Here is a 16366-nt window from a genome sequence, read left to right on the forward strand (position 1 = left end):
GGCGGCGCGGGCCCGGATCGGCGCCGGGTGCCGGGCGGTGCGGGCAATGTCCGGATTGTGGACGGATCCGCCAAAAGGTGCGGCTCCACCACGGGGGCCCTGTTAGATTTGCCCGGGCCCGAGCCCGGCCGCCGTACGGCCGGGTGCCCACTTCAGACACCGGGAGCCGCCCCGATGACGGACCACCCCACGACCCCCGACGCAGGCCTGACCGACGGGGTCGACGCCGCCGTGCGGGCGGAGCTGACCAGCCTGCGCGAGAGCATCGACAACATCGATGCCGCGGTGGTCCACATGCTGGCCGAGCGCTTCAAGGCGACCCAGCGGGTCGGCCGGCTCAAGGCCGAGCACAAGCTGCCGCCGGCCGATCCGGCGCGTGAGCGCGACCAGATCAAGCGGCTGCGGGAGCTGGCCGCCGGGGCCAAGCTGGACCCGGTCTTCGCCGAGAAGTTCCTGACTTTCATCATCGCCGAGGTCATCCGGCACCACGAGGCCATCGCCCGCGCTTGAGAGCGCACCCCCGAGGGGGTCGGTGGTGAGCCGTCGAGGACGGCCCCGGAGCTGCCCGGCCCGGACATGTCGGGGGCGGCTAAACGCCGGATTTCGTGAGGCTCCGGGGTTGGCGTAGCGTGCAGGTTCCCCCAGCCGGAGAGGTGGAGCAGCGACGATGGCGGTGAACCTGCCCGAAACGCCGAGCGATGCCGGGTCCGGTCCGGCCCCCGCCGCCGGACGCGGCCCCGGTGCTTCCGAGGCCCCTGACGCGCCCGGAGGCCGTGCCGAGGCCCGCCGCCGTGCGCACGGTTCGCGTGGCCGCAAGGCCCGGCGGACCGGGCGTCGGCCCCGGCCCTGGTGGATCGAGATCCCGGCGATGGCGGCGGTGGGCCTGGTGGTCGCGCTGCTGATCAAGACCTGCCTGTTCCAGGTGTTCACCATCCCGTCCGGCTCGATGGAGAACACGCTGCGGATCGGCGACCGGGTGGGCGTGAACAAGCTGGCGCCGCTGACCGGTTGGAAGCCGGAGCCCGGGCAGCCGGTGGTGTTCAAGGATCCGGGTGGTTGGCTCCCGCCGCAGCCCGTCGACTCGAACCCGTTCACCAACGCGGCCGGCTCGGTGCTGAGCTTCGTCGGCCTGGTGCCGCCGAAGGACGACAACTACCTGGTCAAGCGGGTCATCGCGACCGGCGGCCAGACCGTGCAGTGCACAGGCACCACGCTGACCGTCGACGGGAAGAAGGTCGACGAGCCGTACCTGCACCCCGGCGACGACTCCTGCGCGGGCCTGGACTTCGGGCCGGTGACGGTGCCCTCGGGCCACGTCTGGGTCGAGGGCGACCACCGCAGCGACTCGGCGGACTCCCGCTACCACCAGCGTGGTCCGGGGGGCGGGGCAGTGCCGGTGGACAACGTGGTCGGGCCGGTGTCGGCCGTGGTGTGGCCGCTCAATCACCTCGACTGGTTCGGCTGGGTCGGCCGCTGACCTGCCGCTCGGCGGCGACCCGCTCCGAAGAGTCCGGAGCATCCCGGGAGTCCCGAGCGTCCCGGGAATCCCGGGAATCCCGAGCACCCTTGGCGTCCGCGGCCTCCACGGCCGCCGGCTTGCCGGTCTGCGCCGCGAAGGCGCCGGTCAGCACGAGCAGGCCGCCCGCGATCTGCGGCAGACCGAGGTGCTCGCCGAGCAGGACCCAGGCCAGCACGGTGGCGACGACCGCCTCAAGGTTGGCCACCACCCCGGCGACCGGGGGCGAGAGGTGCCCGACGGCGATCACGCCGGTCAGGTAGGCGAGCACGGTCGCGATGAGGATCATCCAGGCGGCCGGGAGCAGCGCGGGCAGGGTGTGCCCGTTCATCACCACGGACCCGCCGAGCGTGCTCCAGTCGGCCTGCCAGGGCCGAGTGAAGACGGTGAGCAGGACGGCGCCGATCAGCAGCCCGAACGCGCTGACCGCCAGCGGGTCGACCGGGCGCTCGCCCCGGCGGCCGGCGTCGGCGAGCACGAAGTAGCCGACCTGGCAGCAGGCCGCGCCGAGGGCGAAGAGCACGCCCAGCGCGTCGAAGCTCAGGCCGTTCCAGACCTCCACCACGCAGGCCAGCCCGGCGACCGCTACGCCGGCGCCGATCGCGGCGCCCCGGCTGATCGGCTTGCGCTGGACGAACTTGACGTAGCCGATGAGCAGCGGCGGTCCGAGGTACTCGATGAGCAGGGCGACGCCGACCGGGATGCGGGAGATCGCCGCGAAGTAGCAGGCCTGGACGCCGGCCACGGCGAGCAGGCCGAACCCGATCAGCAGGCCGGGGCGGCGCAGGACGGCGTCACGGTGGCGGTAGGCGATGGGGAGCAGGGCCACGGCGGCGCCGGTGACTCGGAGCCACACCACGTGCAGCGGTGAGAGGCCGGCCTCGATCAGCGGTTTCGCGGCGGTGCCGGAGCCGCCGAAGGCGAACGCGGAGACCAGCGCGAGGCTGAGGCCGAGGGTTCTGCCCGTGGGGAGGGTGGGCGAGGCCGTTGATCTGTGCACCGACGCATTGTGACAGTCATACCGGGCGTTCAGTAAGGTGCCATTCCGTCATTTGGTCCTGCACGGAACTGTGCGCAGCGGCGCACTCACCCAGCCTGCGCACGACCCTGCGCCGTCCGCGCCCCCTCGCCGTCCGGGCCCCCTGCCGCCCAAGCCCCCCCGTCGCCGCTACCCGGCGTTCGCCCCCGCCCCGGTGAGCGTGTCCGGCCCGCCCGTGGGCTGGGTGGTCGGCTGCGTGGTCGGCGCCGTGGTCGGGCCGGTGGAGGGTGTCGGCCGGCCGGTGGGCCGCCCGGTGGGCCGCGTCGTCGGCGGGGCGGTCGGCTGCTGGGTGGCCGGGGGCGCGGTCGGCGGGCTGGTCACGCCGCCGCCGCCGGAGTTCGAGCCGCCGGCCGGCGTGGTCGGACCCGAGCCCGAGCCCGAGCCCGAGCCGGCCCCAGCGCCGTCGCTCGGCGGGGTGGTCGGCGCCGCGGGGGCGGTCGAGCCGCCGTTCGAGCCGGCCCCGGTCGACGGGGTGGCGCTCGGCGAGGACGGGGCCGTCGGCAGATCGGTGGCGCCGGAGGAGTCGCCGCCGTCGGCCGGGGTCTGGAAGTCGCTGACCGGCACGCCCTTGAGCGCCGCCTTCATGTAGCTGGTCCAGATCTGCGCCGGGAACTGGCCGCCCGCCGCGCCGTCGATCCCGCCGACGCCGCTCAGACTGACCTGGGCCCCGTTGCCCGGGTCCTGGCCGAACAGGGCCACCGAGGTGACCAGCTCGGGGGTGTAGCCGACGAACCAGACCGACTTCTGGTCGTCGGTGGTGCCGGTCTTGCCTGCCACCGGGCGGCCCAGTGCCTTCGCTCGCCAGCCGGTGCCGCCCGGGTCGCTCACCACGCCCTGGAGCATCGAGGTGACCTGGTTCGCGGTGTCCGTGCTGATCGCCTGGGTGGTCTTGTGCGCGGGCAGCGGGAGGGCCTCGCCCTCGCGGTCCACGGACTGCACCAGCCACGGGGTGATCTGCTTGCCGCCGTTGTCCAGCGCCGCGTACACGCCGGCCATGTCGAGCACGCTCGGGGTGGCCGCGCCGAGCGGGATGGACGGCACCGGGTCGAGGCCCGGGGTGCTGCCGGGCAGGCCCAGCGCGATGCCGGTGTCCTTGACCTTCTGGAGCCCGGTGTCCTGGGCCAGCTGGGCGAACGCCGAGTTGACCGACCAGTCGGTGGCCTGCTGGAGGGAGATCTGGCCGTAGCTCCTGTCGCCCTCGTTCGGCGGCGCGTACGGGGTGCCCTTGCCGCCGCGGACCTTGCGGCCGCTGGTGCCGTCGTAGACGGTGCGCGGGGTGACGGTCCGGCCGTCCTGGGTCTTGGCGTTGTTCTCGAACGCGGCCGCCAGGGCGATCGCCTTGAAGGTCGAGCCGGCCTGGTAGTCCCGCCGGGTCGCGTTGTCGACGTAGTGCTTGACGTAGTCGACGCCGCCGTAGAGGGCGACGACCGCGCCGGTCTTCGGGTCCACGGAGACGGCGCCGGCCTGGGCGGCCGCGTCCTTCTTCCGCTTGTCCGGGTTCAGGGTGTCGCGCAGCTGCGCCTGGACGGAGTCCTGGAGGGCCTGCTGGCGGGCCGGGTCGATGCTCAGCTTGATCGTGTAGCCGCCCTTGGCCAGCTCGGTCTCGCTGATGACCTGGTTCGAGGTGAGGTACTGGGTGGCCTCGTTCACCAGGTAGCCGGTCTGGCCGGACAGGCCCGGGTTGGGCTGCGGGTCCTTGACGTCCGGGAACGTGATGGCGGACCGCTCCTCGGCGGAGAGCCAGCCCTCCTTGACCATGCCGTCCAGCACGTAGTTCCAGCGGTTGACGGCGTTCTGCTTGCCGGCCGGGGTCGCGGTGGCCACGTCGTAGGCGCTCGGGGCGTTCAGCAGGGTGGCCAGGTAGGCGCCCTGGGCGGGGTCGAGTGTGGAGGCGTCGACGCCGAAGTACGCGTGGGCGGCGGCCTGGATGCCGTAGGCGCCGCGGCCGTAGTAGGAGGTGTTCAGGTAGCCGGAGAGGACGTCGTCCTTGCTCTCGGTGGCGTCCACCTTGATGGCTATGAACAGTTCCTTCACCTTGCGGGTGACCGACTGCTTCTGGTTCAGGTACGTGTTCTTCACGTACTGCTGGGTGATCGTGGAGCCGCCCTGGGTGCCCGCGCCCTTGGCGGTGTTGACCGCGGCCCGGAGCAGGCCCTGCACGTTGACGGCGCCCTCGTGGTAGAAGTTGCGGTCCTCGGCGGCCAGTGCGGCGTGCTGGGCGGCGGGGGAGACCTTGTCCAGGCTGACGTTCTGCCGGTTGGTCTGGCCGGTGCGGGTGATCACGGAGCCGTCGGCGTAGAGCCAGGTGTTGCTCTGCGCGGTCGCGGCGGCGTGCGCGTCGGGGACCTTCACCAGCGTGACCCCGAGCGCGAACAGGCCGACGCCGAGCAGCAGGGCCACGGCGAGGCCGAGCAGGCTCATCCGCCAGGTGGGGATCAGCCGGCGCCAGCCGGTGCGCTTCGGACGGCGGGGCTTCCTGCCGCCGGTCGCGGGGGCGGTGCGTTGGAAGCGTTTGACCGGTCGGAGGCCTGTCGACGGCGTGCGACGGCCGCTCTGGGCGTTCTCGGACAAGGCGCGGCCTTTCCTGCGGGCGGACCGGGTCAGCCTGCACGGACGGGGACATCGGTGGTTAGGGACCTTTGTCCCGATTCCGGTTTACTGCCCTGGACGAGCCGGGCGGGCCGATTGGCTCCACCGGAACGGCAATCGAGACCGACATCACACGCAAAACGGACGTCGAAGGCCAAAAAATTGAGGAGCCCCTCGCTGCTGCGAGAGGCTCCCCAAATGTCTGTGCGCCGCCAGGGACTCGAACCCCGGACCCGCTGATTAAGAGTCAGCTGCTCTAACCAACTGAGCTAGCGGCGCCTGCTGACCTGGAAAACAATACACGGTCCCGGTGGGTGCCTCGAACCGCCCGGAACCGCCCGCATCCGCGCGGGAGCCGGCCCGCCGCCGAGCTGTCCGTTTCCGCCCGGTTGGGGTGCAGTTCGCCGCCGGTTAGGGTGGAACGGTGCCCAGCCCCAAGCCCGGACACCCGAACGCGCGGAAGGCGGTCGCCGCGCTGCTGATGCTCAGCGCCACGGCGTACACCGCGTGGGTGCTGGAGGTCGTGCTGAGCACCGGACTCGACCCGGTGCAGGCGTACATCAGCGAACTCGCGGCCGAGGACCAGCCGCTGGGCGGCCTGTTCCGGGCCACCGACCTGGTCGCCGGGCTCTGTGTGCTCGCCGCTGCCGTCACCGCCCTCGCCGGCGGGCAGGCCGGGCCGCGCGGTGCCCGGCGCGGGTGGGCGGTGGTCGGCTGGTCCGCCCTCGCCCTGTTCGGCGCGGCGACCGCCGCCGACTCCCGGCTGCCGCTCAGCTGCGCCCCCACCAGCGACGAGATGTGCGCCGCCCGCGAGACCGCCGGGCTCGTCCCCGCGACCCACACCGCGCACGCCGTCACCAGCAGCCTCGCCATGCTCGGTGCACTCACCGGGCTGGCCGCACTCACCGTCGCCGCCCGCCGCTACGGCTGGTGGCCGCCGGTGCGCCGGATCGGGCCCTGGCTGCTCGGCGCCGAACTGCTGGCCACCGGCTGGAGCCTGGCCGCGATCGCCGCCTTCGAGGCCGGGCGCGGCACCTGGGCGCTCGGGGCCGGCCAGCGGCTCCAGGTGCTGCTGGTGGCGCTCTGGCTGGCCGTCCTGGCAGTGAGCCTGGCCCTCCCCGCGGGGGCGCCGGGCGACGAATCCACCTGGTCCGACGCTTCTCCGCCGGCGCACCGGGGGCCCCGGTCGGCCGAACGGCCCCCGGGCCGGGAGCCGGCATGACCGCACCCGACGACCCCCGCACCCGGGCGCGCTTTCTGCGCGTCGACGGCGTCCCGCTGCACGTCCGCACCGAGGGCAGCGGCCCGGTCTGCCTGCTCACCGGGGGCCTCGGCAGCAGTTGGTTCGACTGGGACCTGGTCGTCCCCTTCCTCACGCCCTACCGCACCGTGGTCCGCTTCGACCGGCCCGGCTACGGGCTGAGCGCCCCCGAGCCCGCCACCGGGCGGCCCGCCCCGACGGCCGCCGGCGAGGCCGAGCGGATCCGCGCGGTGCTGGACGGCCTCGGGCTGCGCGGGCCCTGCATCGTCGTCGGCCACTCGCTGGCCGGCTTCCACGTCGAGGCCTTCGCCCGGCTGCATCCCGACCGGGCCGCCGGGCTGGTCCTGGTGGACAGCAGCGTCGAACCGGCGGCCCGGCCGTACCCGGCCCCCGGAGCGCGCGACCTGGCGGCCCGGGCGCTCGCGGGCGCCGCCACCGCCGTCGCCGTGCCGTACCTGCTCGGCCCGGCCGCCCGCCGGCTGACGGCCCGGCTGTCCACGGTCTGCCGCGAGGACCTCGCCCCGGCGCCGCTGGTGCGGCACTGCTACCGCACCGGCCGGGCCCTGCGCGCCCTGCTGCGGGAGAACGCGCGCTACCTCGACCTGGCCGCCGAGGTGGACGGGCTGCGGCGCACCCGGCCGCTGCCGGAGGGCCTGCCGGTCACCGTGCTCGCCGCCGACGACGGCTGCCGCAGCCGCCGTACCGAGGAGTGGCTGGCCGGCCAGCGGGAGCTCGCGGCGCTGCTCGGGGCCGACTACCGCACCACCGCCCCGGCCGGGCACCTGGTGATGTTCGACCGCCCGGACGCGGTGGCCTCCGCCGTCCTGGACACCGGCTGAGGCCGGGCACCCGCTGCGGCGCCTACTGCGGCGCCTACTGCGGCGCCTACTGCGGCGCCTACTGCGGCGCCTACTGAAAGGCCCACTGAAACGCCTCAGGCCGCCCACCGAAGTGAGCGGCCTGAGACCTTGCCATGTGCGCCGCCAGGGACTCGAACCCCGGACCCGCTGATTAAGAGTCAGCTGCTCTAACCAACTGAGCTAGCGGCGCCTGCTGACTCGGAGAACTTTACACGGCGCCCGGTCGATCCGCCGAATCGCTTTCGAGTGGTCACCCGTAGTGATCGCCCATGGTGACCGCCCGTAGTGATCACCCCCAGCGATCGCGGGCGGCCGGCTACGACTCCGGGTAGTGGCAGGCCGCCTGGTGGTCCTGTGCCGGGGTGTCGCCGAGAAGCGCCGGCCGTTCCTGTTCGCACCGCGTGCGGGCGGCCGGGTCGGTGAGGCGGGCGTACACCGGGCAGCGGGTGCGGAAGGGGCAGCCGGTGCGGCGCTCGGTGGGGGAGGGCGGGTCGCCGGCGAGCAGGATGCGGTCGCGGGCGCGCTCGGCGGCGGGGTCGGGCAGCGGGACGGCGGAGAGCAGGGCGCGGGTGTAGGGGTGCCGGGGGCGGTCGAAGACGGCGGAGACCTCGCCCTGTTCGACCGTCCGCCCGAGGTACATGACGCTGACCCGGTCGGCGAGGTGCCGGATCACCGAGAGGTCGTGCGAGACGAACAGGTAGGAGAGGCCGAGTTCGGCCTTGAGCGCTTGCAGCAGGTTGAGCACCCCGGCCTGGATGGAGACGTCCAGGGCGGAGACCGGTTCGTCCAGGACCAGCAGTTTCGGCCGGACGGCCAGGGCCCGGGCGATGGAGACGCGCTGGCGCTGCCCGCCGGAGAACTGGTGCGGGTAGCGGGCGGCGTGGTCCGGGTCGAGGCCGACCTGGTGCAGCAGTTCGGGCACCCGGCGGGCGATCTCCTCGCGGGCGGCGTGCTGGGCGCGCAGCGGTTCGGCGATGATGTCGCCGATCGGCATCCGCGGGTCGAGGCTGGCCATCGGGTCCTGGAAGACGATCTGCAGTCGGGCGCGCAGCCGGTGGGCCTCGGCGCGGGAGAGCTTGGCGGTGTCGTGGCCGAGCAGTTCGATCCGGCCGGTCTCGGGGGCGGTGAGGTTCAGCAGTTCGAACAGCGTGGTGGACTTGCCGGAGCCGGACTCCCCGACCAGGCCGAGGGTTTCGCCCTCCCGGAGGTCCAGGTCGACGCCGTCCACCGCGTAGACCTCGCCGACCCGGCGCTTGAACACCGTGCCCTTGAGAAGCGGAAACGTTTTGCCAAGGCCGCTCACCGCCAGCACCGGCGTCCGCGAGCCCCGGTCCCCCCGGTCCCCCCGGTCCCCCCGGCCCTCCGGAGCGGCCGACGGGGCCGGAAGCGCCGGCACCGGGTAGACGTCGGCCGGCGCGGGCCGCCGCTCGGCCAGCTCCGCCGACCGGACGCACGCCGCCAGGTGCCCGTCGCCCCCGGCCAGTTCCGGCTCCGCCGCCGAGCAGCGCTCCTCCGCGAGCGGGCAGCGGGCGGCGAACGGGCAGCCCGGCGGCAGGTCGGCCATCGGGGCGGGTGCGCCGGGGATCGGGACGAGCGGGCCGCCGAGCCCGTCCAGCCGGGGCACCGCGCCGATCAGGCCGAGTGTGTACGGGTGGCGCGGGGCCGCGAACAGCTCGTCCACCCCGGCGGTCTCGACCACCCTCCCCGCGTACATCACCGCGACCCGGTCGGCCATCCCGGCGATCACCCCGAGGTCGTGGCTGACCAGGACGAGGGCCGCGCCGGTCTCCCGCTGTGCGGTGCGCAGCACGTCCAGCACCTGGGCCTGGATGGTGACGTCCAGCGCGGTGGTCGGCTCGTCGGCGAGCAGGATGTCGGGGTCGTTGGCGATCGCCATGGCGATCATCGCGCGCTGGCGCATGCCGCCGGAGAACTCGTGCGGGAAGCTGTCCAGGGCCCGTTCGGGGGCCGGGATGCCCACCAGGTCGAGGAGTTCGGCGGCCCGGCGGCGGGCGGCGGCCCGGTCGACCCGCTGGTGGATGCGGACGGCCTCGGCGATCTGGTCGCCGATCCGGTAGACCGGGGTGAAGGCGGACAGCGGGTCCTGGAAGACCATGGCGATCCGGCGGCCGCGGATCGCGGCGAGCTCCTTGCCGGGCAGCCCGACCAGTTCCCGCCCGTCCAGTCGCACCGAGCCCTGGACGCCGGCCGTCTTGGGCAGCAGTCCGAGCACGGACAGCGCGGTGACGGACTTGCCGGAGCCGGACTCGCCGACGATGCCGAGGGTCTCGCCGCGCCGCAGGGTGAGGTCCACCCCACGGACGGCGGGGACGGGGCCGTGCGGCCCGGCGAAGTCCACCCGCAGGTCGCTGACGGCGAGCAGGGGGGTGTCGACGGTGGTGGTCACGGCTTCTTCCTCCGGGCGGAGCGGCGGCGGGGCGCGCCCCCGGCGGTGGGGTCGAGGGCGTCGCGCAGCCCGTCGCCGATCAGGTTGACGGCGAGGACGAACAGCACCAGCAGCCCGGCGGCGAAGTAGAACAGCCAGGGGAACACCGGGGCTTCGCTGGTCCCGGCGGCGAGCAGGGTGCCGAGCGAGACGTCCGGCGGTTTGACGCCGAAGCCGAAGTAGGAGAGCGCGGTCTCGCTCATCACGGCGCCGCCGACCGCGATGGTGGCGTCGATGATGAGGAAGGAGGCGACGTTCGGCAGGATGTGGCGGGTGATGATCCGCAGCGGCCGCACCCCCATGAACCGTGCGGCGCGGACGAATTCGCGCTCGCGCAGCGAGATGGTCATTGAGCGGACCACCCGGGCGGTGATCATCCAGTTGAACAGGGCGAGCAGCAGCACGAAGGCGATCCAGCCGGCGCTCTTCAGCCGGGGCGAGACGATGGTGATGATCAGGAAGCTGGGGAAGACCAGCAGCAGGTCCACCGCGAACATCAGCGCGCGGTCGGCCCAGCCGCCGAAGTAGCCGGCGCAGGCGCCGACCAGGGAGGCCAGCACGGTGGAGAACAGCGCCACCAGCAGGCCGATGACCAGCGACTTCTGCAGGCCGCGGACGGTCTGCGCGAAGACGTCCTGGCCGATCCCGTTGGTGCCGAACCAGTGCTCGGCGGTCGGCGGTTGGTGCAGCGCGCCGAAGTCGGGGGCGGCGTAGTCCCAGGGCGTCAGGTACGGCCCGCCGAAGGCGAGTGCGAACAGCAGCAGGACGATCACGGCTCCGGCGACGGCCCCGCGGGCGGCGAGCAGCCGGGCGAGGACGAGCCGGGCCCGGCCGGTGGTGCGGGGGGCGGCGGCCGGGGCGGCCGGGTCCACGGCGACGGTGGTCACGTCAGTTCACCTCCGGTCAGGACCGCACGCGCGGGTCGAGGGCGGCGTGCAGGGTGTCGGCGAGGAAGCCGGAGGCGAGGACGACGACGGCGGTGAACAGGTTGACGGCGACGACCGAGTTGACGTCCTGTTCGTTGATCGACTGGATCAGCCACTCGCCCATGCCGTGCCAGCCGAAGATCGTCTCGGTGAAGATCGCGCCGGTGAAGATGCCCAGGAAGCTGTAGGCGAACATGGTCGACATCGGGATCACCGCGGTCCGCAGCCCGTGTTTGACCAGCGCCCGGCGGCGGGTGAGCCCCTTGGCCTCGGCGGTGCGCAGGTAGTCGGAGCCGAGCACGTCGAGCATGGTGCCGCGCTGGTAGCGGCTGTAGGTGGCGAGGCCGCCGAGTGCGAGCGAGATGGTGGGCAGCAGCAGGTGCAGCGCCCAGTCGGCGAGGTGGGCGCCGAGGCCGCCGGTCAGTCCGGGGGTCTCGTAGCCGGTGAACGGGATGACGTCGTGGCCGGCCGCGTCCTTGGCGGCGATGGCGCCGTTCTTGAGGAACAGCGCGACCAGGAAGACCGGGGTGGAGAGCAGGACGAAGGAGAGCACGGTGAGCAGCCGGTCGGAGATCCGGTACTGGCGGACGGCGCTCCAGGCCCCGGCGGCGATGCCGAGGACGATGCCGAGCAGGCTGCCGAGCAGCAGCAGCCGCAGCGAGACCCAGACCCGGCGGCCGAAGTCGTCGGTGACCGGGGTGTCGTGGATGGTCCGGCCGAGGTCGCCGTGGAGCAGCCCGTCGGCCCAGTGGCCGAAGCGTTCGACGACCGGGGTGCGGTCGTTCAGGTTGAGCGCGGTGAGCTGGCGCTCGACCGACTCGGCGGCCGGGCGGGGGACCTTGGCGTCGAAGTAGGTGCGCGGCTGGAGGGCGGTCGCGGAGATCGCGTACGCCAGGAAGACGGCGGCGATCAGCAGCACCGCGTAGTAGCTCAGGCGCTTCGCCAGGTAACGGAACATCAACGGCCGCCCGGGGTGGGGGAGGGGCCGACGCGTCTGGTGGGCATCGGGTGGTTGGCCTTCGGTCGGGGCCCGTTCAGGCCTTCGGACGGCAGGGGGACGGGGCGGTACGGGGAAAGCGCAGGTCAGAGTCTGGCACCGGTGCGAGGCCGGGGTGTTGCGGCGGTATTGCCGCGGATGACTTCTGGATCAGGTGTGCGGTCCTCCCCCTGGTGACGGAACTGATCGGCTGTTACGTTCTGCTGGCCCGGTGCCGACTTGGCTGCCCACGCTCAAGCCCCGCCACACCTCGCGCGGCACAACTGCCCGTTACCGCCCGTTTCGAAGACCTCACCAGGGGGACTCCATGGACGCTTCCACCACGGCCCGCCGCCTCGGCCGGGCGACGGCCCTCGCCGTCGCCGTCGCGCTGGCGGTCACCGCGTGCACCTCGGGCGGGGGCGGCTCGGCCGACAAGGTGGCGAAGAGCGAGCCGCCCCGGCAGGACTCCCAGGACATCAACGCCAAGCCGCTGGACCAGGTCAAGGACGGCGGCGAGGTGCGGTTCCCGCTGTACCAGTGGATCACCCAGTGGAACCCGTTCCAGGTGGACGGCACCTACGGCGACGCGGTCTCGATCATGCGCGCCCTGGAGCCGTCGCTCTTCAACACGGACGCCTCCGGCACCTTCCAGCCCGACACCGACTACCTGCTGGACGCCAAGGTCACCTCGACCTCGCCCGAGGTGATCACCTACAAGCTCAACCCCAAGGCCAAGTGGTCGGACGGCAAGCCGCTCAGCTACCTGGACTTCAAGGCCGACTGGCAGGCCAGCAACGGCAAGGACCCGGCGTACAACATCGCCGACCCGTCCGGCTACGAGCAGATCTCCGCCGTCGAGCAGGGGGCCGACCCGAGCGAGGTGAAGGTGACCTTCTCCGAGCCGTACGCGGACTGGCAGAACCTGTTCCGCCCGCTGATCCCGGCGGCCGGCATCGCCACCCCGGACGACTTCAACAAGGGCTGGGTGGAGAAGATCCCGATCACCGCGGGCGCGCTGAAGATCGGTGTGGCGGACAAGACCGCGCAGACCCTCACCCTCGTCCCGGACCCGGCCTGGTGGGGCACCAAGGCCAAGGCGGACAAGATCACCTTCCGGGTGATGACCCAGTCCGCGACCACCCAGTCGTACCTCAACAACGAGATCGACCTCGCCACGGCCGGCACCGCCGCCGCGTACGGGCAGCTCAAGGACGCCAAGGACACCGCGATCCGGGCCGCCAGCCCGTGGGACGAGGTGCACATCTCCTTCGGCTCCGGCGGCGCGCTGGCGGACCAGAAGGTCCGCCAGGCGCTCGGCAAGGCGCTCGACCGGTCCGCGCTGATCAAGATCGCCAACAATGGCGTGCCGGTGGAGTTCAAGCCGCTCGGCAACCACATCTTCATGCCCAACCAGACCGGCTACCAGGACAACTCGGGCGAGTGGGCGAAGTTCGACGTCCCCGCCGCCAAGAAGCTGCTGGACGACGCCGGTTGGAAGGAGGCGGGCGCCGGCCAGCCGCGCACCAAGGACGGCCAGTCACTGCAACTGCACTGGACGGTCAACGAGTCCACCCCGCAGGCCCAGATCGACCTGGCCACCGCCGCCGCCGCGATGTGGCTGCAGGCCGGGGTCAAGGTGAGCCTGGACAAGGTGCCCGCCAACGACTTCTTCACCAAGTACGTGAACCCGGGCAAGTTCGAGATCGCGAGCTGGCGCAACACCGACTCGTTCCCGCTCTCCAAGAGCCTGGGCAACTTCCGTCTGCCGGTGGGGGACAACACCTTCAACAACCCCTCGCGGATCGGCAGCCAGGAGGTCGACGACCTGCTCAAGAAGGCGGCCGGGACGGTCGACCCGGTGGAGGCCGCGAAGCTCTACAACCAGGCCGACGCGAAGATCTGGGAGCTCGGCCACACCGTCGAGCTCTACCAGCGGCCGACCGTGGTGGCGACGCGCAAGGGCCTCGCCAATTACGGTGCCTTCGGCCTGGCCGGGGAGGACTACGCCAAGGTCGGCTGGGAGAAGTAGTCCCCGCCGCGGACGCGGCGAGAGCGAACGGGCGGCAGGCGCTGGCGAGCAGCGCGGTGATCACGAGGCCGGTGGTACGGACACGGGAAGGTCGGCTCTGCCGCCCCCGTTCTCCTGCCACCGGCCTTGACCTTCCGCGTTGCCCGCAGGCCGCCCGTGTCGTGGGGCCCCGCAAGGCCCGCGCTCGCTTCCAACCGGGGACGAATCTAGCGGGGCCGTCCGGCCGGCCGCGGCGCAGCGCGCGGGGCGCGCCCGGAAACCCGCCGCGCTGTCACCCGGTTCGCGCACCGGGGCGTCAACTACGGCTGACGGCAAGGAAAAAAGGGGACGAACGGCGCAATCGACCCCGGGATCGCGAACCGCTGCGCCCGTCGCGCCGGTGCGTGCGCGGGGCCCGGGCCGCTGCCAGGATGCGCGGGACAGCCAGCCCCTCCCGAACCCGGAGCAGCACCGATGGCCAGCGAATCCGCCGCCGCCCCCCACCCGCGCCCCGTCGACCCGCCCCCGGTGCGCCGGATGGTCCCGCGCGCCCGGGACGAGCCGCACCGGGTCGCCACCCCGCTGGAACTCTTCTTCGACCTCTGCTTCGTGGTCGCCGTCGGCCAGGCCGGGCGCGAACTCGCCCACTCCCTGGCGGCCGGCCACTACGGCGACGGCCTGCGCGGCTACGCGATCGCTTTTTTTGCGATCTGGTGGGCCTGGATGAACTTCACCTGGTTCGCCTCCGCGTACGACTGCGACGACGTGCCGTACCGGGTCACCACGCTGGTGCAGATCGCCGGGGTGCTGGTCCTCGCGGCCGGGGTGCCACGGCTGTTCGCCACCCAGGACCTGACGCTGGCGATCGCCGGGTACGTGGTGATGCGCCTGGCGATGGTCACCCAGTGGCTGCGCGCGGCGGCCGCCGAGCAGGGCGAGGCGCGCCTGGTCGCCGTGCGGTACGCGGTCGGGATCGCGCTCTGCCAGGTGGGCTGGGTGGTGGTGGTGCTGCTGCCGGACGCCGTCCGGCCGGTGGTCATCCCGCTCGGGGTGCTGTGCGAGCTGGCCGTGCCGGTGGTCGCCGAACTGCGGATGCAGACCTCCTGGCACCCGCACCACATCGCCGAGCGGTACGGGCTGTTCACCCTGATCGTGCTCGGCGAGACGGTGGCGGCCGCGACGGTCGCGGTGCAGTCGGCGGTGGACGAGCACGAGGAGCTGGGCCGGCTGCTCCCGGTGGCGATCGGCGGCCTGCTGATCTGCTTCGCGGCCTGGTGGATCTACTTCGTCCGGCCGGTCCACGAGCACCTGCGCTCCAACCGGCAGGCCTTCGCCTGGGGGTACGGCCACTACCTGGTGTTCGGCGCGGCCGCCGCGATCGGCACCGGGCTGGAGGTGGCCGTGGAGTCGGCCGTGCACCAGGCGGAGATCTCCGCGACGGCCGCCACCGCGACGGTCACCGTGCCCACCGCGCTCTACCTGCTCACGGTCTGGCTGCTGCACTCCCGGCACACCAAGACCGGCGCGGCGCAGGCGCTGGCCCCGACCGGGGCGGTGCTGGTGCTGGCCTGCACCGCGCTCGGCGGTTCCGGCGTGCTGGCGGCGGGCCTGGTCTGCGCGCTGACCGTGGCGGTGGGCGTGCTGCTGCACAGCCGGGAGGGCTGACGGGGGCGCTGGGCGGGTCTGGGGTGCCCGGTGGTTCTGGGGAGCCCGGCCGTCGTTGGGCCCGGCCGTCGTCCGCCGGCCGGGCGGCCAGGTGATGCTCAGGCGCAGTCCAGCAGGATCGGCTCGTGCCGGGCCAGCCAGGCCAGGTAGGCCGGGTTGACCTTGGCCAGGTCCAGGTAGGCGGCGCGCAGTTCGCCGTACAGCGCGTCCAGCGCGGGCTGGCTGAGCGCGCGCGGGCGCCAGGTGAGCAGCAGCCGGACGGCCAGCGGGTCCCCGTGCACGGGGCGCACCACCGTGCCGGGCCCGGGGGCGGAGGTCGGCTGGCAGGGGCGGACGGCCTCGCCGGAGGCGACCAGTTCGGCGGCGGTGGCGTTGTCCCGCACCTGGACCACCCGGGGGTTGAGCCCGGCCTCGCTGAACACCCGGCGCATCGCCGCGTACTCGTGGTCGGCGGTCGGGTCGACCATCCAGGTGTCCTCGGCGAGGTCGGTCAGGTGGACGACCGGGCGGGCGGCGGCCGGGTGTCCGGCGGCGAGCGCGACGAACTGCGGCTCACGGGCCATCAGCACCCGGTGCTCGGCGTCCGGCGGCACCCGTAGCGGGAAGCCCTCGCTCTCGTAGACGAAGGCCACGTCCAGCTGGTCGGCGGCGACCATCCGCAGCAGGGCGCTGGCCGAGACGTCGACGTGGATGGTGGTGTCGGTGTCCGGCAGCCGTTCGTGCACCCGGCGCAGCCAGGCCGCGACCGCCCGGCTGCCGACGCTGCCGATCCGCAGCCGGCGCTGCCGCCCGGGGCCGGCCGCGTCGCGGGCCTCCTGGCGGGCGGCGGCCACCAGCGCGGCCATCTCGGTGATCACCGGCCGGGCCCGGGACAGCACCGAGTGGCCGAGCGCGGTGGGCCGGCTGCCGGTCTGCTCGCGGGTGAACAGGGTGCCGCCGATGGCCCGTTCGATGCGGTGCAGCTGGGTGGTGAGGGAGGGCTGGGTCATGCCGAGCTGGAGCGCGGCCTTGCGGAGGCTGCCGGTGTCGGCGATCGCGCACACCACCCGGAGGTGTCTCACGTCGAGCTCCACGCCC

12 protein-coding genes and 2 tRNA genes are annotated in these 16366 nt (G+C 73.3%); 6 read left to right on the forward strand and 8 right to left on the reverse strand.

Features of this window, described 5'->3' with window-relative positions:
- Positions 1 to 174 precede the first annotated feature (174 nt).
- Together A6F73_RS21320 and lepB are read left to right on the forward strand one after the other, a co-directional pair.
- Positions 175 to 510: a chorismate mutase gene (locus A6F73_RS21320; RefSeq protein ID WP_063349265.1), complete on the forward strand. Its 336-nt coding sequence runs from the start codon at positions 175 to 177 to the stop codon at positions 508 to 510.
- Between the two features lie 157 nt (positions 511 to 667).
- A complete protein-coding gene (gene lepB / locus A6F73_RS21325) occupies positions 668 to 1477 on the forward strand; it encodes a signal peptidase I (RefSeq protein ID WP_079135864.1) in 810 nt (269 codons plus the stop codon).
- On the opposite strand, the gene A6F73_RS21330 is transcribed toward lepB, so the two are convergent.
- The 3 genes from A6F73_RS21330 to A6F73_RS21340 all read right to left on the reverse strand — a co-directional run bounded on the left by A6F73_RS21330 (position 1440) and on the right by A6F73_RS21340 (position 5423).
- Positions 1440 to 2516, reverse strand: a complete 1077-nt coding sequence (locus A6F73_RS21330; protein ID WP_079135865.1) for a DMT family transporter — start codon at positions 2514 to 2516, stop codon at positions 1440 to 1442. The genes lepB and A6F73_RS21330 overlap by 38 nt on opposite strands.
- A 168-nt stretch (positions 2517 to 2684) precedes the next feature.
- Entirely contained in the window at positions 2685 to 5126 is a 2442-nt protein-coding gene (locus A6F73_RS21335) for a transglycosylase domain-containing protein (protein ID WP_063349267.1), read from the reverse strand.
- Positions 5127 to 5349: 223 nt separating this feature from the next.
- Positions 5350 to 5423 (reverse strand) — tRNA-Lys (locus tag A6F73_RS21340).
- 202 nt (positions 5424 to 5625) lie between these two features.
- Between A6F73_RS21340 and A6F73_RS21345 the strand changes: the two genes are divergently transcribed.
- Together A6F73_RS21345 and A6F73_RS21350 are read left to right on the forward strand one after the other, a co-directional pair.
- Positions 5626 to 6366 carry a DUF998 domain-containing protein gene (locus A6F73_RS21345; protein ID WP_079136315.1) on the forward strand — a complete coding sequence of 247 codons (741 nt, stop codon included), beginning with the start codon at positions 5626 to 5628 and terminating at the stop codon, positions 6364 to 6366.
- Entirely contained in the window at positions 6363 to 7244 is an 882-nt protein-coding gene (locus tag A6F73_RS21350; protein WP_063349268.1) for an alpha/beta hydrolase, read from the forward strand. The genes A6F73_RS21345 and A6F73_RS21350 overlap by 4 nt, the downstream gene beginning before the upstream one ends.
- A 137-nt stretch (positions 7245 to 7381) precedes the next feature.
- On the opposite strand, the gene A6F73_RS21355 is transcribed toward A6F73_RS21350, so the two are convergent.
- From A6F73_RS21355 to A6F73_RS21370, 4 genes are all read right to left on the reverse strand, one after another.
- Positions 7382 to 7455 (reverse strand) — tRNA-Lys (locus tag A6F73_RS21355).
- Positions 7456 to 7581: 126 nt separating this feature from the next.
- On the reverse strand, positions 7582 to 9672 hold the full coding sequence (locus A6F73_RS21360; protein WP_063349269.1) for an ABC transporter ATP-binding protein: 2091 nt from the start codon (positions 9670 to 9672) through the stop codon (positions 7582 to 7584).
- Complete coding sequence (locus tag A6F73_RS21365) at positions 9669 to 10598, reverse strand: ABC transporter permease (RefSeq protein WP_063349270.1); 930 nt, start codon at positions 10596 to 10598, stop codon at positions 9669 to 9671. The genes A6F73_RS21360 and A6F73_RS21365 overlap by 4 nt, the downstream gene beginning before the upstream one ends.
- Before the next feature lie 16 nt (positions 10599 to 10614).
- Positions 10615 to 11595 (reverse strand): ABC transporter permease, encoded by a 981-nt coding sequence (locus A6F73_RS21370; protein ID WP_063349271.1) that lies wholly within the window; start codon positions 11593 to 11595, stop codon positions 10615 to 10617.
- 346 nt (positions 11596 to 11941) lie between these two features.
- On the opposite strand from A6F73_RS21370, the gene A6F73_RS21375 reads away from it, so the two are divergent.
- Positions 11942 to 13645 (forward strand): ABC transporter family substrate-binding protein, encoded by a 1704-nt coding sequence (locus tag A6F73_RS21375; protein ID WP_063349272.1) that lies wholly within the window; start codon positions 11942 to 11944, stop codon positions 13643 to 13645.
- A 453-nt stretch (positions 13646 to 14098) separates the two neighbouring features.
- Entirely contained in the window at positions 14099 to 15289 is a 1191-nt protein-coding gene (locus A6F73_RS21380) for a low temperature requirement protein A (protein ID WP_063349273.1), read from the forward strand.
- Between the two features lie 98 nt (positions 15290 to 15387).
- On the opposite strand, the gene A6F73_RS21385 is transcribed toward A6F73_RS21380, so the two are convergent.
- Complete coding sequence (locus A6F73_RS21385) at positions 15388 to 16362, reverse strand: LysR family transcriptional regulator (RefSeq protein ID WP_244293453.1); 975 nt, start codon at positions 16360 to 16362, stop codon at positions 15388 to 15390.
- Positions 16363 to 16366 lie beyond the last annotated feature (4 nt).

This window comes from Streptomyces sp. MJM8645, from assembly GCF_001625365.1.
GTDB lineage: Bacteria > Actinomycetota > Actinomycetes > Streptomycetales > Streptomycetaceae > Kitasatospora.

Bases quoted from the DNA above. Each gene is read 5' to 3' on its own strand.
- A6F73_RS21320 (WP_063349265.1), top strand. From the start codon at position 175: ATGACGGACCACCCCACGACCCCCGACGCAGGCCTGACCGACGGGGTC.
- lepB (WP_079135864.1), top strand. From the start codon at position 668: ATGGCGGTGAACCTGCCCGAAACGCCGAGCGATGCCGGGTCCGGTCCG.
- A6F73_RS21350 (WP_063349268.1), top strand. From the start codon at position 6,363: ATGACCGCACCCGACGACCCCCGCACCCGGGCGCGCTTTCTGCGCGTC.
- A6F73_RS21345 (WP_079136315.1), top strand. From the start codon at position 5,626: ATGCTCAGCGCCACGGCGTACACCGCGTGGGTGCTGGAGGTCGTGCTG.
- A6F73_RS21375 (WP_063349272.1), top strand. From the start codon at position 11,942: ATGGACGCTTCCACCACGGCCCGCCGCCTCGGCCGGGCGACGGCCCTC.
- A6F73_RS21370 (WP_063349271.1), bottom strand. From the start codon at position 11,595: ATGTTCCGTTACCTGGCGAAGCGCCTGAGCTACTACGCGGTGCTGCTG.
- A6F73_RS21380 (WP_063349273.1), top strand. From the start codon at position 14,099: ATGGCCAGCGAATCCGCCGCCGCCCCCCACCCGCGCCCCGTCGACCCG.